The sequence below is a fragment of the Sulfitobacter mediterraneus genome, from assembly GCF_003054325.1.
In the GTDB taxonomy this organism is placed as follows: domain Bacteria; phylum Pseudomonadota; class Alphaproteobacteria; order Rhodobacterales; family Rhodobacteraceae; genus Sulfitobacter; species Sulfitobacter mediterraneus.
In genome coordinates this window covers 158432-177442 of record NZ_QBKU01000002.1, presented here as the reverse complement: position 1 = coordinate 177442, position 19011 = coordinate 158432, and the positions used below count along the sequence as shown (strand labels likewise).

The following is a 19011-nucleotide window of genomic DNA, read 5'->3' as shown; positions in this document are numbered from 1 at the left end:
TGGCGTCAAGAGCGGGGCAGCCAGTTGAGGACAGAGACCGCATAGCATGTGGTCGTTTGAGCAGGAGAGTGCGCGATGGCACGGGGATTTCTTAGCGGTGTGCTTTGGGGCGGCGTATTGAGCGTCGCCGTGGCCGGTGTGGCCTCGGTGATGATGCCTGTGCCGCAATCACCTGTGGTGGATGATATGGCCCCCAGTGCGGTTGATGCCCCAGTGGCGGATCCCGCCGCGCCAGACACCCAGACCCAGACAGATACAGCGCCCGCATCTCTTGGCACCGCGCCGTTGGCCACAGCGCCCGACAGTGAGGCGGCGCTTGACGCTGAGGCGCAGTCCTCTGCCGTGCGGCCCGAAACCGGCACTGCGGATGGTTTGCAAGCGCCCGCCGGTGCCGAGGATACAGGCGGCGTGGCGGTTGCGCCCGATGCGCCAGTTCTGCCCAATCCGCAGGCTTTGGCACCAATGGCGCCGCCTGCAACTGATGATGTGGCGATCAACACCGATCCCGGCCTGCCGCAACAACCTGTCACCCAAAGCGACGATCCTGCGCTGTCCACGGCCCCTGATGCCGAAGATGGCATAGAGGCACCGGTGCAGATTGGCGATGCCCCAGCGGAGCCTGCCAAACCGGCATTGGCTGGCAACGCCGAAGCGGATCAAGCGCCCGAAGCACCCCAAACGGCGAGCCTGCCCGAAGCGCAGGCACCTGCGGCAGAACCAACCCAGCCGCAAACCGAAGACACCGAACCGGCGGATGACAACAATGGCCGCCCTAGCATCGGCAAGCCCGCGATCTCTTTGACAGATCGCGACAGCGGCGTGACCATCAATCGCGGACCGGCGGCGGATGCGGCGGCGGCGGAAACCGATGAGGTCAAACCCGAGGTCGTGGCGGATGTTGGGCCTGCGCTAGAGATCAACGCAGAAGCCTTTGAAAATTCTGAAAACAAACCCTTGATGGCGATTGTCCTGATTGATGATGGCGCGGCGCCAGTCACCGGCGCCGCAGGCATCGCCGCGTTGCGCAGTTTTCCCTACCCGCTGAGCTTTGCGGTCAATGCAAATGCCCCTGACGCTGCCGAACGGATCGCGCTGTATCGGGCCGAGGGGCTTGAAGTGTTGATCGAGGTGGACCTGCCCGAGGCCGCCACTCCGACAGATGCCGAGACCCTGCTTGGAACTGCGCTGGCTGGTTTGCCGGGGGCGGTGGCCGTGCTTGAAGGGTCCGAAACCGGTGTGCAAGGGTCCAAGGATCTGTCCGATCAGGTCACTGCGATCCTTGGCCAGACCGGGCACGGGCTGGTGACGCAGGACAAGGGCTTGAACACAATGCCAAAACTGGCCCGCAAGGCTGGTGTGGCTGCTGATCCGATCTTCCGCGATTTTGACAGCAAGGGACAGACCGCCACTGTGATCCGGCGTTTTCTGGATCAGGCGGCGTTTCGTGCGGGGCAGGATGGCGGCGTGATCATGCTGGGCCGCTTGCGGGCTGATACGATCTCGGCGCTTTTGTTGTGGGGCTTGCAAGACCGCGCGGGCAAAGTGGCATTGGCGCCCATATCTGCGGTGCTGAGCCGCGAACAATAAACGCGGTCTATGCGGCCGCCTTGCGGGCGGTGATCACGAACTGGCTGATTGAGAAAAAGAAATGCCCCCTGCGGGCCAGTTCTTCTTGCTCGGCAAACCAATCGTCTGCTACGCCCTGTGAAACATGACCGTTTTCAACGGCGTAGCGTGTCATCAGATGCATCATCATGCGCGCCAGCCCGTCCGGTTTGAGGCAATGGTCGGTGGTGGTGAAGGGATGAACCGCTTCGATCCTATGACCGGCGTTTTTCAGCAAAGGCAGCATCTTGTTTGGCAGATCACCGTGAACAAAATGCTGATCCCATGCGGCCCGCATACGGTCCATACGTTCGGGATGTTCACAGTGCCAGATCAAGCTGCCGAAATGCAGATCGCCGATCACCAGACGGCCGGCGGGCCTGAGACAGCGCATTGCGTCCTGCATGGCGGCGTCTAGATCTTCCACATATTCAAAGACTTGCAGCGCGACCGCTCCGTCCGCTGACCCGTCATCAACAGGCAATGCACCCGCCAAACCATCGAGAAACGTCACATGAGGTTGTCCGGCACATCGCACGGAGGCGGCCTTGAGCATATCCTGGCTCGGATCAATGCCAATGACCCGTCCGGCCGGGCCAGTGGCGCGGGCAAGGTCCAGCGTCAGCAAGCCATTACCGCACCCGATATCCAGAAGCGTCTCGCCCGGTTGTGGTGATAGGGCGCTGTAAGACGCCAGACGCCGCGCCGTGATATCGGCCCCTTGATAGGCGTTTTCAAGAATCCTGGTGGTTTCGGCGTCAAACCGGAGCATCTTGGCCCTCCCTTGCGGATTGCTGCACAGAGTCTAGCAGAAATAGCGGCATGTGGCGGGTTTGGTTGCTGATGCAGCAATTGTGTGTTGATCTGGCTAGATAATCTCATCTTCATCAAACAACGGATCACTTTCCAATTGTTCTGCAAGATCCTCAACCGTGTCTGCATTGGCACGGGGGCTAAGCTGCGCCAAATGAAACACGGCATCGCCTTCATTCACCACCGGCAGGATCGCACGGCCGATCAGGATGCCAGCGGTGGGTGCGATCAGATCAGCCTCCACATCGCCGAAAGGATCGGACACCGTGGCGAGCACATCACCTTCGGCCACGGTTTCACCCTCGGCGCGGAAGGTGCGCAGCAGACCGCCCGCCGGGGCGCGCAGCCATGTGGAAGAGGTGCAGATATGCGGTGCGCTTTTGGCCTTGGCGATGCCCTTGGCAGGTAGCATATCGCGCCCGCGCATGACCCGCAGGATACCGGCCACCCCGGCCCGCACGGCCATCTCATCAAACCGCAGCCCTTCACCCGCTTCATACAGCAGGATTGGCGTGCCATTTTTCGCGGCCACCGCCCGCAATGACCCGTCCCGCAGAGGGGAGGTCAGCACCACGGGGGCGCCAAAATCCAGCGCCATTGCAGCGGTCACCTTGTCCGAAGGGGAGACCCGCACCTGCGGCAGGTTGGTGCGGTGGATCGCAGCGGAATGCAGATCAATCCCGAAATCGCAGCGCAGGACCACCTCTTGCAAAAAGATATGCGCCAGACGTGATCCAAGCGAGCCCGAAGGATGGCCCGGAAAACACCGGTTCAGATCGCGCCGGTCGGGCAGATACCGCGAGCGGGACAAAAACCCGTAGGAGTTGACCACCGGCACCACCAAAAGGGTGCCGCGCAGGGATTTGAGCTGCGGTGCGCGCAGCAGGCGGCGCACGATCTCAACGCCAATCACTTCATCGCCGTGCACCGCCGCACTCACACACATGGTGGGGCCGGGGCGTTTGCCGTGATGGACCTGCACCGCAAGACCAACAGGGGTGTGATCGGGCAGGATCGAGACGGGCAGGGTGACAGATTGCGAGGTGCCGGGGGCAACTGAGATGTCGCCTATAGAAAAGGGTGCACGTGCCGCCATCGTTTTTGTCCTATTTACCTGAAACTGGATTGCGCTGTTGCACAAATTGGGCCCCGGATCGCCCGGCGATCCGGTTCGCGTCCGACCCCGCCCCCCAGGGCGGGCGCGAATGTGCCACGGTAGAAATTCTTGCAACCTTGATGCCTACATCAAGGGCCGTGCCAGACTGAGAACCGCCCTCGTGATCGGGCGCGAACCTTGCGGTGTTCCATGTGCGGTGCCGCAAGATCAAGGCGTCAATTCCGCCCCTTGCCATCAAAGCGTGCGGCATCTGCCGCTGCGCGGCGGATGGCACCGGATTTGTGTACGGTTTCCATGAATTCGGCCTCTGCGTCGCTGTCATAGACCACGCCGCCTCCGGCTTGGATGTACAGCGTTTCGTCCTTGATCACGGCTGTGCGCAGGGCAATACACATGTCCATATCGCCGCCCGCGCTGAAATAGCCGACACCGCCGCCATAGACGCCGCGCTTTTCCGGCTCCAGCTCGTCAATGATCTCCATCGCGCGGACCTTGGGTGCGCCGGATACGGTGCCTGCGGGCATTCCGGCAAAGAAGGCATCCAGCGCATCACAGCCCTCTTTCAATTCACCGACCACATTGGAGACGATGTGCATCACATGGCTGTAACGCTCAACGATGAACTCTTCGGTGGGGCGCACGGTGCCGATCTTGGCGACCCGGCCCACGTCATTGCGGCCCAGATCCAGCAGCATCAGATGCTCTGCCAGTTCCTTTTCGTCGGCCAGCAATTCGGCCTCTAGTGCGCGGTCCTCTTCGGGGGTTTCGCCGCGGCGGCGTGTGCCTGCGATGGGGCGGATCGTGACCTCGTTGCCGAAGACCCGCACAAGGATTTCCGGCGAAGCGCCAACGACATGGAAGCCGCCGAAGTTGAAGTAGAACATGAAAGGTGACGGGTTGGTGCGCCGCAAAGACCGATAGAGAGAGAAGGGCGGCTGGGTGAACCCTTGGGCCCAGCGTTGGCTTGGCACTACCTGAAAAATATCGCCAGCGACGATGTATTCACGGGCCTTTTCGACGGCGGATTTATATCCCTCGCGGGTGAAGTTGGACACTGGCGCTGCATCCTCGCCCGCATCGCCCAGATCGCGGGAGGCGCCGGGCATGGCGCGTTCCAGATCGCGCACCGCATCCATCACCCGTTCGGCAGCTTGGGCGTAGGCCGCGCGCGCCGATTGCCCGTCAGAGGCCCAAGCAGGAGAGACAATCGTCACCTCGCCTTTGACCCCATCCAGAACCGCAATCACCGACGGGCGCAGCATCAGCGCATCGGGCAGACCCAGCGGATCAGGGTTCACATTGGGCAGATGTTCAACAAGGCGGATGGTGTCATAGCCGAGATAGCCAAAAAGACCCGCTGCCGCTTGCGGCAGATCATCAGGCAAGTCGATTTTGGATTCTGCAATTACCCCGCGCAGAACATCCAAAGGATCGCCATCGATGTGCTCATACGCCTCCGCATCATAGCGGGCAGCGCGGTTGATGGCAGAGCTTTCGCCGCGGCAGCGCCAGATCAGATCAGGCTTCATGCCGATGATCGAATAGCGTCCGCGCACTTCGCCGCCAGTGACCGATTCCAGCACAAATGCATTCTCAGCTGCGCCCGTCAGCTTGAGCATCAAGGAAACCGGCGTGTCCAGATCAGCAGCCAAACGGGTGTAGACAATCTGATTTTGGCCGGCGGAATAGGCCTTGGCAAAGTCATCAAATTCCGGGGTCAGTGCCATGTATCAGTGCCTTAGGGAAAGTTGACGTGAACGGCCTGCAAGGCCCGTTGGTCGATTTGCGGGCCTGCGCGGCTGACCACCTCGTCGGCAAAGATCCCGTAGAGATCCTGCGCAAGGGTCTGGTTTAACTGCTCGCCGATCTGGGCAACAAGCGCGTTGGAGCGGTCATCGTCCTGCGCGGCGGCGGTGATACCGTCGAGCCGCAGGATGGTCACTGAGTCCTCGCCGGGCAGCACGGCAACATCGCCGACGTTCATGCCGAACACCTCGTCCATGAAACCCGCAGGTGCCCCGTCGATAAAGGCGTTGCGGTTCTGGTCAATCTCAACAGTGGCATCCAGGCCTGCGGCCTCAAAGGAGGCCTCGCCGCCCAATGTGGCGATCTGCGTTGTGGCCTGCGCGGTCAGGAGGCTGACCGTTTGCTGGGCTTGCCAGCTTTGCAGTACGGCCACGCGGGCGCTCTCAAACGGCTCCGGCCGGGCGTCCAGCGCAGTGTCGAGACGCATCGCATAAATACCACCATCCTCAAGCTGTTCGATCTTGGGAAAATCGCCTTCGCCAAGTGCGGCGGCGGATTGGCGGAACTCACCGTAAGCGGCGATGCCGTCAGAGCTATCCTCGGTCCATTCGATGGTGCCAAGGCTCATTTCGGTTTCTTCGGCCAGTTGTTCGAGCGTTGCGCCGCCCGCCAGTTGGTCATCAAGATCCTGCGCGCGGGCCTCGACCGCGCGTACGGCGCGGGTCAGGGCCAGTTCTTGGCGCAGGGCCGGCTTAGCCTCTTCAAGGCTGGTATTCTGTGCAGGCAGAACAGCGTTCACACGGAACAGGGCCGGGCCAAGATCGCTGGGCAGGGGGCCAACCACTGCGCCGACTTCGGCGTCAAAGACAGCCTCGCCAGCGGCGTCCAGCTCCAGTCGGCTGACATCGCCCAAATCCACATCAGCCAGCTGCAAACCGCGGTCTTCGACCAAGGCATTGAAGGTGGTGCCGCTCACCTCAAGCATGGCGGCGGCGCTGTCGGCGGCGTCACCGTCCGAGAACACCAAACGTTCGACCAAACGCCGCTCGGGCTGATTGTATTGATCGGCGCGGGCGTCATATTCGGCCTGAAGCTCTTCTTCGGGGACAACAACCTCGTCTGTGAGATCGTCTGGCGACAGCATCACATAGGTGATCTGTTTGCTGGCGGGCAGCATGAACAGGTCTGTGTTTTCATCGTAATAGGCCTGCAAAACATCCTCCGCCGGGGTTTCCAGCGGCGCGGCCAGATCATCGCGCCCCAGCTGCGACCAGGTAAAGCTGCGGGTCTCGGTCAGATAGCTGACGAGGGTTTTGGCATAGGTGTCGGGCATCTGCACGCCGCCAACAATCGCACCCTGAAGCAAGGTGCGCGCCGCCTCTTCGCGCAGGGAGGTTTCAAATTCCGCCTCACTGATGCCGCCCTGTTGCAGGGCAAAACGGTATCCCTCGCGGTCAAACTCGCCATTCACGCCCTGAAACGCGGGAATTTGCAGGATCTCATCGCGCAGGGTTTCATCACCGACGGAGAGGCCAAGCTGCCCTGTCTCGTGGTCTTGGGCACGGTTGCGCACCACGCGTTGCAAAACGGCGCGATCCAGACCCATTTCCTGTGCGCGGGCAAAGGGCAGTGCCTGTCCGGTTTGTTGTTCCAATGCACGGATTTCGTTCTGGATTTGCCGGGCGTAGGCATCAACAGGGATCGCCTTGTCCCCCACAGTACCGATGGAGCGGATGTTGCCGCTGAGGTTCACCGCGCCAAAGCCGCCAAGGCCCAACATCAGCAGACCCATCAGGATCCAGATTGCAGTTTTTGAAAGGCTAGAACCTTTGGCCATGTCAGCGCACCCGTAATTTTGTTTGTCGATTGTCTATGCCCTGCGTGGCAGGGGGGCAAGAGGCGGTTACGCCTGTGGCACCGCGGCCAGCCTGTCAAACAGCACACCGATGCCGTCCGCGTCGAGATTTGCAAAGGCGATCCGCAGCTGGCTTGCGCCGCTTGGGTCACTTTCGGGGCAAAACATGGTGCCGGGCAGGGTAAGGATACCCGCATCGCGCACCAGGCGCGGCGCCAGATCGGCGGAGCTTTCTGCAAAGGGATGCTGCATATAGGCAAAATAGCCTCCCAGCCCCAGCAGTTTCCAGCCCAGCGGTTCGAGCTTGTGCATATTGGCGGTGATCGCGGCGCGGCGGGCGAGGATCTCATCGCGTTCCCCGGCCAGCCATTGTTTGAGGTTCTGCATCCCCCAAAGCGCGGCATGCTGGCCCAGCTGCGCGGGGCAGATCGCGACCGTATCAAGGAACTTTTCCACCTCTGCCAGACGGGCCGCGCTTGAGATCATCGCGCCCACCCGGTGCCCGGTCAGGCGGTAGGCTTTGGAAAAGGAATAAAGATGGATCAGCGTGTCTTGCCAATCCGGGTCTTGGAACAGCGCATGGGGCGGGCCGCTGCGGCTGTCGAAATCGCGGTAGGTTTCATCAAGGATCAGGGCAATGCCCTTGTCGCGGGCCAGATCAAAGAAGGCCTGCACCAGTTCGGCGGGGTATTCGACGCCGCCGGGGTTATTTGGTGTGACCAGCGCGATGGCGCGGGTGCGCGGGGTGATCAAGGCCGCGGCGGCCGCCGGATCGGGCAACAAATCCGGACCGGTGGCCAGTGGCACCGAGGTAACACCGGACATATCGAGCCACATTTTGTGGTTGAAATACCATGGGGTTGGCAGGATCACTTCATCCGCTTCGCTGCAGAGCATGGCAATCGCGGCGGCAAAGGCCTGATTGCAGCCAGAGGTGATGCAGACCTGATCTGCGTTGATGGTGCCTGCGTAGTGCGCTGCGGTTTGTGCGGCCAATTCGGCCCGCAATTCAGGCAGGCCCAGCACCGGGCCGTAAAGATGCGCCCCATCATTGCCAAGTGCGACATCTGCCATTGCCTGACGCATGGGCGCCGGGGGCGGATCGACGGGCGCGGCCTGGCTGACGTTGATCAGCGGGCGATCTGCGGTAAACGTTACGCCCTCCAGCCAACGGCGGGCCTCCATCACGGGCGGCGGAAAGGTGGCGGCGGTGCGTGTCAGGGTCATGTGCGGCTCATGGGTGAGAGTTCGGAAGAGTATTTAAGGCCAAAAAGGCGGCGCAGAGGGGTCAGTCCTTGCCGCGATAGGGTTCGACATATTGCAAGGCCATGTCCCATGGGAAGAAAATCCAGGTGTCCTGGCTGACGCCGGTGATAAAGGTATCAACCTGCGGCTCGCCTTCGGGCTTGGCATAGACCGTGGCGAAATGCGCCTGCGGATAAAGGCTGCGCACCAGTTCGAGGGTTTTGCCGCTGTCCACCAGATCGTCGATGATCAGGATACCGGTGCCGTCGCCCATCATGTCTGCATCAGGCGCTTTGAGCACCTTGGCTTCGCGGCGCTGGTCGGCTTTGCCGCCGCCCGAATGGTAGGAGACCACCGAGATCGTATCGACCGTGCGGATGTCCAGCTCCCGCGCGACAATCATCGCGGGGGCCATGCCGCCACGGGTGATCGCCACAACCGCCCGCCATGCACCATCGTCGGGGCCTTTGCCATCAAGCCGCCACGCCAAGGCGCGGCTGTCGCGGTGGATCTGGTCCCAGCTGATGTGGAACCCTTTTTCGTGGGGCAGTCTGTTGTCAGTCATCGGGTGTTACCTTTCAAGAAGCAGCCGCAATCCAAACGCGCCCAGCAGCGAGGCGGCGATGCGGTCAAAAATGGGTTTCAGGCGCAGATAGCCTGCACGGGCGGCAGGGGCGCTGAGGGCGGTGGCCAAAACGCCGTAGAACAGCCATTCCAGCACAAGGTGGTTGAGCACAACAAAGGCGATCTGTCCGGCGCTCAGATCCTTGGGAAAGACCACGAGGATCACAGCGGCGGCGAAGAGCATGGATTTGGGGTTGCCGAAGTTGACCAGCAATCCGCCTGCAAAGCTGCGGGCGGATGGGGTTGGGGCATCGTTGAGCGGGGCGCGGGCGTGGCGCCATGTCTGCACGGCAATCCAGATGAGATAGAGAGCTCCGCCAGCTTTTAGCGCACCGTAAGCCCATGGAAACAGTGCAAAAACACTTTCGAGCCCCAGAAAGGCTGCAAGGGTCCAGCAGGCGGCCGCCGTGCCGAGGCCTATACCGGTCATCACACCAGCGCGGCGGCCTGCGCTGACGGTTTTCTTGACGGTGTAGAGCATGGCAGCGCCGGGGCTGGCCAGCGCGGCCAGCAGGACCAGATTGAATGCAATCAGGGCTTCAATAGACATTCAGCAGATCCTTCGCGGCGGTCATGACAGGGCAATCCGGACACCAAAGAGGCCCAGCAGCACGCCAAAGACCCGCTCTGCGCCAGTCTTGATCCGCACATAGACACGGCGCGGTCCTGTGCGGGAAAACAGCAGCGAGAGCGCGGCATACCAGCCGGTTTCGATGGCAAAGATCATGGCAAGCACGATCAGCGCCTGCACCCATGTCAGATCGGCGGGCAGCACACCGGTGAATACGGCGGCGAAATAGGCGAGAGCCTTGGGGTTGGCGAGGTTGGTCCAGATCCCAAGCCGCAGGATGGAAGCGGTGCTGCGTGGAACTTGCATGCGGGTCTCGGGCAGGGGGGCCGCGGCGTTGCGCCAGAGCGAGAGGGCGATCCAAATCAAAAACAGCCCACCGATAACCCGCAAACCGGTTTGCAGCCATGGCATGATCTCAAACACCAGCGACAGGCCAAGTAGGGCTGCCGCGGCCCAAAGCAGCACGCCAACCGCGAGGCCGACGCTAAGGGTCAGCGCGGGTTTCACACCGTCAACCGCCGCCGTGCGGATCGTCAGAACCGCGGCTGGGCCGGGGCTCATCGCGATCAAAAGCTGCACAAGAGCAAGGCTGGCGAGTGCGGTTGCCGTCATTCCTTGCTCATGTCCGGTGCGTCTACGGCTTTCATACCGACAACGTGATAGCCTGCATCGACGTGCAGGTTCTCGCCCGTGGTGCCGGAGCCCAGATCGGAGACAAGGAACAGTGCCGCCTTGCCCACATCATCAATGGTCACGTTGCGGCGCAGGGGCGAATTGTATTCGTTCCACTTCATGATGTAGCGGAAGTCGCCAATGCCGGAGGCGGCCAGCGTTTTGATCGGACCGGCAGAGATCGCGTTGACGCGAATGCCGTCTTTGCCCAGATCCTCGGCCAGATATTTCACCGATGCCTCAAGCGCAGCCTTGGCCACACCCATGACATTATAGTGCGGCATGACCTTTTCCGCGCCGTAATAGGTAAGCGTGACAGCGCTGCCGCCGGGCGACATCATCTTTTCTGCGCGTTGCATCACTGCGGTGAAAGAATAGACAGAGATGTCCATCGACATGGCAAAGTTGCCGCGGCTGGTGTCGACATAGCGCCCGCGCAATTCGTTTTTGTCGGAGAACCCGATGGCATGAACCACAAAATCCAGTTCGCCCCAGCGTTCTTTGAGATCGGCAAACAGTGCATCCAGTGAGGCCTCATCGCCCACATCGCAAGGCAAAACAATGTCACTGCCCAGTTGCGCGGCCAGCGGATCAACGCGTTTCTTCAGCGCATCGCCCTGATAAGAAAACGCCAGTTCTGCCCCGGCATCGGCCAGTGCGCGTGCGACGCCCCAAGCGATGGATTTGTCGTTGGCGAGGCCCATAATCAGCCCGCGTTTGCCCTGCATCAAGTCGTTCGCCATAGTGCTGCCTCACCCTGAAAGTCATTAACAGAGCCACGTTTAGGGGATTGTGACCATGCCATCAAGCGCCGCGCGGCGCATATGTCCAATTGACCTTTGCGTTGCCGCCATATGTCTATTGCGTTAGCGATTTGGAAATCCCGGCGCTGTCGGAACAAAGCATGGATGAGTATCACAATGGAAAAACGTACAGGTCTGTTTGCGGGTGATGACCCTTTTGAGATTGCCCGCCGTTGGTTGGCAGAGGCCGAACCGGCCGAGGTGAATGACCCCAACGCGATTGCTCTGTCGACAGTGGATGCGGATGGTTTGCCCAATGCGCGGATGGTTCTGCTTAAGGAAATTGAGGCGGATGCCTTTGTTTTTTATACCAATTACGAAAGCGCCAAAGCACAGGAACTGGATGGTGCGGGCAAGGCGGCCTTTGTGATGCATTGGAAATCCCTGCGCCGGCAGGTGCGGGCGCGGGGGCTGATCACCCGTGAGGACGGACCGCAGGCCGATGCATATTACGCGTCGCGGTCCCTCAAAAGCCGGCTGGGGGCCTGGGCCTCTGCCCAGTCGCGGCCACTAAGCAGCCGCACCACTTTGATGGCGGAAGTGGCCAAGATCACCGCCAGCAAAGGGCCGAATCCCCCCCGTCCACCGTTTTGGGGCGGCTACCGTTTGAGGCCGCTTGAGATCGAGCTTTGGGCAGATGGTGATTTTCGTCTGCATGACCGATTTCAGTGGCGCCGCGACAGCCCTGATGCACCATGGAGCGTGACGCGTCTAAATCCGTGATGTGATATGACATAGATCGCGGGCTAAATTTGATGCAAAACCCGAAAAAATGTCTAAGGTCGTGATGATAACGAAGCCGTGATCGGCAAAACAGTAATGGTTGAGATGTGTCACAAGACAATCCTGAAATACCCCAGGTTGATCCGCAGCCACTGACTGGTGTGGTCAAATGGTTTGACCCAGTCAAAGGCTTCGGGTTTGTTGTGTCGGATCATGGCGGACCTGATATTTTGTTGCATGTCAACGTGTTGCGGAATTTTGGGCAAAGCTCTGTCGCGGACGGGGCCAAGATTACGTTTCATGCCCATCAGACAGATCGCGGCGTTCAGGCGGCAAGCATTACCGAGATCATTCCACCTGAGGGTGCGCAGGCGGCGGTGCTGACGGACATTGGTGAATTGGATGCAGGCGCGATGGCAGATACGCCGTTGCAACCGGCGCGTGTCAAATGGTTTGATAAGGCCAAGGGATTTGGATTTGCCAATGTCTTTGGCAAGGACGAAGATGTGTTTTTGCATGTCGAAGTGTTGCGCCAGTCGGGCTTGTCCGATCTGCAACCGGGCGAAGCTTTGGCGATGCGGGTGATCAACGGTAAACGCGGCGTTATGGCCGCAGAGGTGCAGGCATGGGAAGCAGCAATTGGGGCAGACGAGGGTGGCGGCACCTAGGCGGAGCGGCGGCACTGTCGTTCTTGCCATTGGGAGCGGTCGCTCAGGACATCTGCCAAGACGATACGGTCAGCCTGCGCGGCGATTGGGGGCAGGCGCGGTTCAACGTTGAAATTGCCGATGATCCCGACGAACAGGCACAAGGGTTGATGCACCGCGAGGAACTGGCGGCCAGCGCCGGGATGCTCTTTGTCTATCCCGCGCCGCAGGTTGCCCAATATTGGATGCGCAACACGCTGATTCCCCTCGATATGCTGTTTGCCGATGCGCACGGCGTCGTGCAGCACATTCACCATCAGGCGATTCCCCTTGATGAAACGCCGATCTTTGGCGGTGATCAGGTGCTGGCGGTGCTTGAGATCAACGGAGGAATGGCGAAAAAACTGGGGATCACCGAGGGCAGCGCCCTGCGGCATCCGGCCTTTGGACCGCATGATCCGGCCTGGCCTTGCAATTGATCTCAGAAACTCGAAATCAGGGCTTTTCATTCAGATCAACTGTGGCTAAAGAGGCCACGTCGGAGCGTGGCGCAGCCTGGTAGCGCACCTGTTTTGGGTACAGGGGGTCGGAGGTTCGAATCCTCTCGCTCCGACCACTTTCACTAACATCATCAAAGACTTCCGCTTTTGCGGAGTGTTTGGTGCGTGAAAGTTTTCATCCGCCATGGCGGAGGCATTTTTCACCTTTCTTAGCGTTTCTCGGATAGTTTCCTGCGCAAGCCGCATTTGATCTGCAGGGCTGCAAACCGATCCGGCCTGGGCGAATCCCGGTTGAACTGCGGCCCACGGCAAGGCACTCTTTTGCGATTGAGGCCAATAGACATCTGCCTGTGAAGGAACGGAGATATGGCATCTATCGAAATTGCCGGACGCAGGGTTGGACAGGACGTATCGACCGGCGCCGGCCATCTTGCATTGATCCTGACCGATGATCTGGGGGCGGAGTTTATTCTTTCGGCCTATACGGACAACACCCTGTTTTCAGGGGAGTTATTCATTGAGATCTATGGGCAAAGCGCATGGGTGCCGCGTGCGTTGTCATCAGAAAACAACATTGCAGAGCACCGGATTGACCGCGTGACGCTGGATCTGGGGGCCAGATCGCCTGCGGCTGTGGCCATGCTGATTGACCAGTTTGCGCTGGCGATGAATGGTCAGACCCTCAGCTACGAAGTGTTTGACCAAAACAGCAACTCTGTGATCGGGACGTTGTTGGATCTGGTCGGGATTGACGTGGATGATGTGCTGCCCAATCCGTCCGGTGTGGGCTGGCTTGGTTTTGTGGCGCGGGACACGTTGATCCAATTCCCGTATTCAATCGTTGGTACGCCGGAGGCGGATATCATCCAGTCCCGTGGATTTGACCAAGAGATATTTGGCGCTGGAGGGGATGACAGGCTGTCTGGCGGTGCTGGTGACGACCTATTGGATGGCGGTCAAGGTATTGATACTGCTGTCATTTCGGGAGCAAAGGGCAGCTATACATTGAGCATTGGCCCCGAAGATGTAGTGCTGCTGGATCGCAGGCCGGGCGGCGAGGGCGCAGATACCTTGATCCAGATCGAACATCTGCAGTTCAGCGGCGCACCTGCCGATGCCGGGGTTTATCTATCGGGCCTGATGGCGCTGCCGAAGATCGCAGAGGCTGATCTGAGGCTTATCATCGAGCTTTACGTGGCCTATTTCGACCGGGCACCAGACGCAGAAGGCCTGCACTTTTGGGCCGGGGCGTTCGCGGGCGGGGTATCGCTGGATCAGATGTCACAGGCGTTTTCCGATCAGGCTGAAACGATTGCCACCTATCCCGCCGGCACCAGCACGGCAGATTTTGCGTCTGCGGTTTACGACAATGTTCTGGGGCGTGCGCCCGATCCGGATGGGTTAAACTTTTGGCTGGGGCTGCTGAACAGCGGGCAAGTGCAACGCGATGCATTCATCCTGCGGGTGCTCGAAGGTGCCAAGGCCGAGCCGCCCGAAGATTTGGGGCAGGACTTTATGGATCAGCAACTGGCGGACGTGGCGTTTCTCAGAACCAAGACTGATATTGGCGCGTATTTTGCTGTGCAACTTGGCATGTCTGACGTGCAAAGCGCGGCCTCGGCGATGGCTCAGTTTGATGGCAGCGGCGATGGTCTTGTCGCAGCGATTGCAACCATTGATCAGGCGCATTTTGCCGCGCTTGATCCGGTTGATGGGGCATTCCTGGTGCCGGTGACGGGCATTTTGGATGATCTATTTGCCGTGGCCTGAGCCTAGATCGCGAACGGATCATCCACCACACCCACAACAGAGATCAGGAATTCGCCGTTCTGGGCGTCCACTGCATCTGCAAAGTATCCGTCGATGGCCGCTTTTGCCTCGGTGATGCTGTCTGCACTTCCGTCGAACAATGACATGGCAGCACGGGCATTTTCCACATCGCTCATACCTTTGATGGCAGAGAAATAAGTGCCCAGATCGCCCTTGTTTGACAGATAAGCCACATCGGCGGCCTTTTGATCCTTGAAGGCCTGGCTTGCGTCATCGGGGGCGGGGGCCTTGGCGCCATAGATGATTTCAAGCATGAAGGTTGGCAGGGCAACAGCGCCGCTTTGCAGAACCGACACCCAGAAATCCAGGCCAGCTCGATCAAATTGGCGGCCCAGAACGTTTTGATAGACCTGTTGGGCAAATCCCTGCAGGTCTGTGATCTCTTCGCCATAGATGCTGCGGGTTTCGTCCTGATCAAAGAACAGGCCCGCGATGGTTTCCAATGGGGTACCGTTGGACAAGGCATTTGCCCAGAAAAACAGGCCCTCGGCATCGGGAGCGCGGTTGAAATAGGCGATATACATCTCGATGAAGGTCGAAAACTCCGCCTCGCTCAGCGTCGTCACGTCAGAAAAGACATGCAGCGGCCAATCGTTGTCCAAAAAGGCCAAGGTTTCGATATTTGCGATCTGGTCGGTACCATCACCATCGGCCCGGCGGTCGTCCACGATGATACCTTGCTGGCTGAGGGTGATGGAGTAGCTTGCCCGATCCGCGGTCAAGGTCAGCGTGTCGTAATCCTCCAAACCATCAATCAGATCGTTGCCAGAGGTGCCGTCCAGTTGATCAGCGGAACTTGTCCCGATGATCGGGTCTGGCATGGCAAGGGCCGCACTGGCGAGGGTCGCTGCCGCACCGGTGCTGTCAACATATTGCAGTTGCACGGTGATTTCACGGCCCATCAGCTCTGGCGTGATTTGCAACATGGCCTCGGTCGCGCCGGTGATGGGCAGTCCGTCGCTGAGCCATTGGTAGTTCTCGCTGCTCAAGGCGAGACCGTCCGGATCAATCAACTGGTCTTTGGAAACCTGCAACACCTCGAACAATCCGGCAGTGCCGCTGATGCCAAGCGATCCCGTCACCGGCGTTGCCTCGGCCGCAACCGGACCGGTGGCAAGGCTGTTCACTGCCTCCGCTGTGCCGCCCTCATCGGTATAAGACACCGCAACCGAGATCGCCGCGCCGACGTCTGCCGCACCAAGGGTCAGGGTATTGGCCGTGGCACCGGCAATTGCGGTTTCACCGCGCAACCATTGATAGGATAGTGTGCTGGCGTTGATGGTGTCCGGATCCTCCAGCTGAGACAGGTTGGCCGATAGGGTTTGCCCGACAACCGCAGCGCCGGTGATCTCAACGTCGCCGGTTGGCGCATCATTCACGTTGTTTATCGTTACAGTGACGGTCGCGGTGTCGGTGCCGCCGCTTTGATCCGTTGCGGTATAGGTGAATGTGTCGGTGCCGTAGAAATCAGGGTCGGGCGTGTAGGTGACCGTGCCATCCGCATTCAGGGCTGCATCGCCAGTACTGCCATCGGTCACCGAGAGGATGGTCAATGGATCGTCCTCTGCGTCGCTGTCATTGTCCAACAGGTTCGCGATGACAAGCGCTGCGTCTTCGGTGCCGACTACGGTGTCATCCTGCGCCACAGGCGGGTCGTTCACTGCGTCGATGGCCAGATCAAAGGTTTGCGTTGCGGTGCCGCCGTTTCCATCCGTAATGGCAATGGTGATCGCATGGGTTCCAACGTCTGCCTGCGTTGGTGTGCCGCTGATGGTGCCGCTTGTCGGATCAAGGAACAGCCAGTTCGGCAAGACGGTGTTTTCTGCGTCGATGGTTGCGGTGTCGCCGTCCTCATCATCAAAGGTCGGGGTGTAGCTATAGACGGTGTCTTCGGTGCCGGTGAGGATCGGGGAGGTCTCAAAGACCGGGTCATCATTGACGTTCAGCACCTCGATGACAAATTCCTGCGTGGCTGTCAGGCCACCCGCATCCGAAATGACAAAGCTGAATGCGTTACCGTCGGTGCCGACATTCTCTTGGGTCGGGGTGCCTGTCAGGACACCGCCCACCGGCGTCAGCCAGGACGGCCATGAAGAGCTGACAAAGCTGAGGTTGTCGTCATCGGGGTCATCTGCCGTAACGCGGTAAGAGAACACCTCGTCCTCGTTGATGGTCAGGGGCGGCACGCTGGTGAATTCAGGGGCACGGTTGGCAAACACCCCGAGTAGGGTGACCGATGTGTCGCCATCAAAGGTAAACACGCGGTATCCATCGGCATCAACAGTTTCGACCACCACGGGTTCGCTTCCAAACCCGACAGAGCCGAATTGATCAATGCCGACCTGAAAATCTGTGATGACGTCATGGCCGCCGCCAGGGGAGAACTGAAAGATGTCGGCGCTGCCGCCGCCGGTCAGGGTGTCATCGCCGCCCATGCCGTTGATCCGGTTGCTGCCCGCGTTGCCGATGATGACATTGCCCACCTCATTGCCGGTCGCGCTCGCGTTCCCACCTCCGGTCAGCGTCAGGTTCTCGATCTGGTTCTCGCCACCCGCTGCCGTCCAGGACAACAAGGCCCAACTTACACTGGAGCGTACCTCATCAATGTCGCCCGTCGCCGTGTTGCCGGGGCCCATCACATCTGAGGACAGCTCGACCGTCTGATCACCAAAGTTGTCGACGATATAGACCGTCGCGCCGCCGCTGCCTTGCATGTAATCTGCGCCGGTGCCGCCGTCGATATACTGCACCGCGCCGCGCCCGGTGATGCTGTCGTTGCCCGCCTCGCCATAAGAGATAGAGTTGTTCCCGGCCGGCAGGTCGTCGCCCATGTTGATCCGGTCGTCGCCATCGCCGCCATAGATTTCATCGGTGACCGTTAGATCGGCTTCGGCCACCCCAAGGTTTGCTCCGTCATGGTCTGGGTCCGGACCGTTCGAGCTGACGATGGTGTCATTGCCGTCGCCGCCCCGGATGGTATCCGCGCCGAGGCCGCCGATGATGCTGTCGTCGTTGTCGCCGCCCTCAATCAGGTCATCACCGCCCAATCCATAGATCGTGTCATTGCCCGCGAGGCCGAGCAGCGTTTCATCCGCCTCCGTGCCGACGATCAGGTTGTCGGGCGAGGTGCCGCTGACGCTGTTCACCAGATCCGTGATTTCCAGGGTATAAGTGCCGATGCCGGTCAGCCCGGTTGCAGACAGGTAATAGACCCCGCTGTAAGGTGCATAAAATGTCGCCGCGCTATTGGCTGTGTCAGGGCCGGCATCATCATTGCCGGTATCCACCGTCGCCGTGCCATCGGACAAAAGACACCTGCGAATTCTGGATCGGCCAAAGTGCCGTCTGCGGTATCCACTCCGCGCATTTCAATCGCATAGACGCGCCCGGCGATCAGCGTGACCTCAAACCAATCTGCATCGCCAATGACTTCGATCTCGCCAGTGACGGCTGTGCCGGGGGTGATTGCACCGGTGGTCAGAATGGTGTCGGCAAAATCGTCAGGCATTTAATTGGCTTTCTCAAATGTCGTAGGGCAGGCCATGGTTGGCGCTTTGCAGCTAGATGATCCGGGTCAGGGGCAGATCTATTTGATTTGGAGGTGCAATTTGTCCTGAACCGCTGCTGCACAAAGTGGCGTACCCTAGACCCAGACCGCAAGTGGGGCCAAGTGGAAATTCGGCAGGCCTTGCTTTGAGGAGGCAACATTTGGTCAAAGAGCCGCATTTACCGCGCCCCCTATATATGGTGGGAGGAGGCGTAAAACCATCCTAGATGAAGTGATTGGCGGAACTGGCTCTCAGAGAGATTCGGTGCCGATTCTTTTGGCGCGGCGGGAAAACGGGCACTGCGCGGCGCAGAAAAGCGCAAAGGTTAACGCGGGGTTAGCGATGGTCAGGCCTTCGATTTTTGTAACTAGTTTTTGTGGATAACTTCACCCAACAGATGAGCAGTTTTGGCTAAGCCTGCCGGAAACTTCGGTTAATTAGGATGCTGTGCGGACCTGTGCAGATGCAAGAGGCTGGGGATAGATTGGCATTGAATCACTTTGGCCGGTTTGGTCCGGATGGAATATCTCTGGTCAACAAATTCTTTTGGAAATTTTTACAATATTTCCGTTGACCCATTAGGGGTGAATACGCCAGTTTGTGGAGGCCGACGATGATGCCACAATATGTAGTGGATGAAACCACAGGGGCGCATCGCAGGTGCAGGCAGGTTTAGGACTAAATACCAAAGTCAGATGCTGCGTTACAGCCG

General features: G+C 59.7%; 16 protein-coding genes and 1 tRNA gene. 6 read left to right on the top strand and 11 right to left on the bottom strand.

Going from position 1 to position 19011, the window contains the following annotated elements:
• Positions 1–75 precede the first annotated feature (75 nt).
• Positions 76–1587 (top strand): polysaccharide deacteylase family 2 protein, encoded by a 1512-nt coding sequence (locus tag C8N31_RS03975; RefSeq protein ID WP_025049027.1) that lies wholly within the window; start codon positions 76–78, stop codon positions 1585–1587.
• A gap of 7 nt (positions 1588–1594) precedes the next feature.
• Here the strand turns inward: C8N31_RS03975 and C8N31_RS03970 are convergent, their stop codons facing one another.
• From C8N31_RS03970 to fabI, 9 genes are all read right to left on the bottom strand, one after another.
• On the bottom strand, positions 1595–2377 hold the full coding sequence (locus C8N31_RS03970; RefSeq protein ID WP_025049028.1) for a methyltransferase domain-containing protein: 783 nt from the start codon (positions 2375–2377) through the stop codon (positions 1595–1597).
• Between the two features lie 96 nt (positions 2378–2473).
• Positions 2474–3514: a succinylglutamate desuccinylase/aspartoacylase family protein gene (locus C8N31_RS03965; protein ID WP_025049029.1), complete on the bottom strand. Its 1041-nt coding sequence runs from the start codon at positions 3512–3514 to the stop codon at positions 2474–2476.
• Between the two features lie 236 nt (positions 3515–3750).
• Complete coding sequence (trpE, locus tag C8N31_RS03960; RefSeq protein ID WP_025049030.1) at positions 3751–5262, bottom strand: anthranilate synthase component I; 1512 nt, start codon at positions 5260–5262, stop codon at positions 3751–3753.
• An 11-nt stretch (positions 5263–5273) separates the two neighbouring features.
• Positions 5274–7118, bottom strand: a complete 1845-nt coding sequence (locus C8N31_RS03955; RefSeq protein ID WP_025049031.1) for a peptidyl-prolyl cis-trans isomerase — start codon at positions 7116–7118, stop codon at positions 5274–5276.
• A 66-nt stretch (positions 7119–7184) separates the two neighbouring features.
• On the bottom strand, positions 7185–8363 hold the full coding sequence (locus tag C8N31_RS03950) for an aminotransferase (RefSeq protein ID WP_025049032.1): 1179 nt from the start codon (positions 8361–8363) through the stop codon (positions 7185–7187).
• A 61-nt stretch (positions 8364–8424) separates the two neighbouring features.
• Positions 8425–8946: a xanthine phosphoribosyltransferase gene (gene gpt, locus C8N31_RS03945; protein ID WP_025049033.1), complete on the bottom strand. Its 522-nt coding sequence runs from the start codon at positions 8944–8946 to the stop codon at positions 8425–8427.
• A 6-nt stretch (positions 8947–8952) separates the two neighbouring features.
• The gene (locus tag C8N31_RS03940; RefSeq protein ID WP_025049034.1) at positions 8953–9555 is read right to left on the bottom strand and encodes a LysE family translocator; all 603 of its coding nucleotides are present in this window, start codon (positions 9553–9555) and stop codon (positions 8953–8955) included.
• A 21-nt stretch (positions 9556–9576) separates the two neighbouring features.
• Positions 9577–10188, bottom strand: coding sequence for a LysE family translocator (locus C8N31_RS03935; RefSeq protein WP_025049035.1), 612 nt, complete (start codon positions 10186–10188; stop codon positions 9577–9579).
• Positions 10185–10991 (bottom strand): enoyl-ACP reductase FabI, encoded by an 807-nt coding sequence (gene fabI / locus C8N31_RS03930; RefSeq protein WP_025049036.1) that lies wholly within the window; start codon positions 10989–10991, stop codon positions 10185–10187. Before fabI ends, C8N31_RS03935 begins: the two co-directional genes overlap by 4 nt.
• A gap of 177 nt (positions 10992–11168) precedes the next feature.
• Between fabI and pdxH the strand changes: the two genes are divergently transcribed.
• From pdxH to C8N31_RS20625, 5 genes are all read left to right on the top strand, one after another.
• Positions 11169–11774, top strand: a complete 606-nt coding sequence (gene pdxH, locus C8N31_RS03925; RefSeq protein WP_025049037.1) for a pyridoxamine 5'-phosphate oxidase — start codon at positions 11169–11171, stop codon at positions 11772–11774.
• 107 nt (positions 11775–11881) lie between these two features.
• On the top strand, positions 11882–12442 hold the full coding sequence (locus C8N31_RS03920) for a cold-shock protein (RefSeq protein ID WP_025049038.1): 561 nt from the start codon (positions 11882–11884) through the stop codon (positions 12440–12442).
• The gene (locus C8N31_RS03915) at positions 12400–12900 is read left to right on the top strand and encodes a DUF192 domain-containing protein (protein WP_081785712.1); all 501 of its coding nucleotides are present in this window, start codon (positions 12400–12402) and stop codon (positions 12898–12900) included. The genes C8N31_RS03920 and C8N31_RS03915 overlap by 43 nt, the downstream gene beginning before the upstream one ends.
• Positions 12901–12960: 60 nt before the next feature.
• Positions 12961–13037: transfer RNA gene (locus C8N31_RS03910), tRNA-Pro, on the top strand.
• A gap of 250 nt (positions 13038–13287) precedes the next feature.
• Complete coding sequence (locus tag C8N31_RS20625) at positions 13288–14691, top strand: DUF4214 domain-containing protein (RefSeq protein ID WP_025049040.1); 1404 nt, start codon at positions 13288–13290, stop codon at positions 14689–14691.
• A 2-nt stretch (positions 14692–14693) separates the two neighbouring features.
• Here the strand turns inward: C8N31_RS20625 and C8N31_RS03900 are convergent, their stop codons facing one another.
• Together C8N31_RS03900 and C8N31_RS03895 are read right to left on the bottom strand one after the other, a co-directional pair.
• Positions 14694–18038, bottom strand: coding sequence for an Ig-like domain-containing protein (locus tag C8N31_RS03900; protein WP_146173101.1), 3345 nt, complete (start codon positions 18036–18038; stop codon positions 14694–14696).
• A complete protein-coding gene (locus C8N31_RS03895; RefSeq protein WP_037918720.1) occupies positions 17936–18259 on the bottom strand; it encodes a hypothetical protein in 324 nt (107 codons plus the stop codon). The genes C8N31_RS03900 and C8N31_RS03895 overlap by 103 nt, the downstream gene beginning before the upstream one ends.
• Between the last annotated feature and the right edge of the window lie 752 nt (positions 18260–19011).

What these genes read in the sequence shown, in the direction of transcription:
- gpt (WP_025049033.1), bottom strand. Translation starts at nt 8,946, where the DNA reads ATGACTGACAACAGACTGCCCCACGAAAAAGGGTTCCACATCAGCTGG.
- fabI (WP_025049036.1), bottom strand. Translation starts at nt 10,991, where the DNA reads ATGGCGAACGACTTGATGCAGGGCAAACGCGGGCTGATTATGGGCCTC.
- C8N31_RS20625 (WP_025049040.1), top strand. Translation starts at nt 13,288, where the DNA reads ATGGCATCTATCGAAATTGCCGGACGCAGGGTTGGACAGGACGTATCG.
- C8N31_RS03940 (WP_025049034.1), bottom strand. Translation starts at nt 9,555, where the DNA reads ATGTCTATTGAAGCCCTGATTGCATTCAATCTGGTCCTGCTGGCCGCG.
- C8N31_RS03935 (WP_025049035.1), bottom strand. Translation starts at nt 10,188, where the DNA reads ATGACGGCAACCGCACTCGCCAGCCTTGCTCTTGTGCAGCTTTTGATC.
- pdxH (WP_025049037.1), top strand. Translation starts at nt 11,169, where the DNA reads ATGGAAAAACGTACAGGTCTGTTTGCGGGTGATGACCCTTTTGAGATT.
- C8N31_RS03970 (WP_025049028.1), bottom strand. Translation starts at nt 2,377, where the DNA reads ATGCTCCGGTTTGACGCCGAAACCACCAGGATTCTTGAAAACGCCTAT.
- C8N31_RS03895 (WP_037918720.1), bottom strand. Translation starts at nt 18,259, where the DNA reads ATGCCTGACGATTTTGCCGACACCATTCTGACCACCGGTGCAATCACC.
- C8N31_RS03915 (WP_081785712.1), top strand. Translation starts at nt 12,400, where the DNA reads ATGGGAAGCAGCAATTGGGGCAGACGAGGGTGGCGGCACCTAGGCGGA.
- trpE (WP_025049030.1), bottom strand. Translation starts at nt 5,262, where the DNA reads ATGGCACTGACCCCGGAATTTGATGACTTTGCCAAGGCCTATTCCGCC.
- C8N31_RS03965 (WP_025049029.1), bottom strand. Translation starts at nt 3,514, where the DNA reads ATGGCGGCACGTGCACCCTTTTCTATAGGCGACATCTCAGTTGCCCCC.
- C8N31_RS03975 (WP_025049027.1), top strand. Translation starts at nt 76, where the DNA reads ATGGCACGGGGATTTCTTAGCGGTGTGCTTTGGGGCGGCGTATTGAGC.
- C8N31_RS03950 (WP_025049032.1), bottom strand. Translation starts at nt 8,363, where the DNA reads ATGACCCTGACACGCACCGCCGCCACCTTTCCGCCGCCCGTGATGGAG.
- C8N31_RS03955 (WP_025049031.1), bottom strand. Translation starts at nt 7,118, where the DNA reads ATGGCCAAAGGTTCTAGCCTTTCAAAAACTGCAATCTGGATCCTGATG.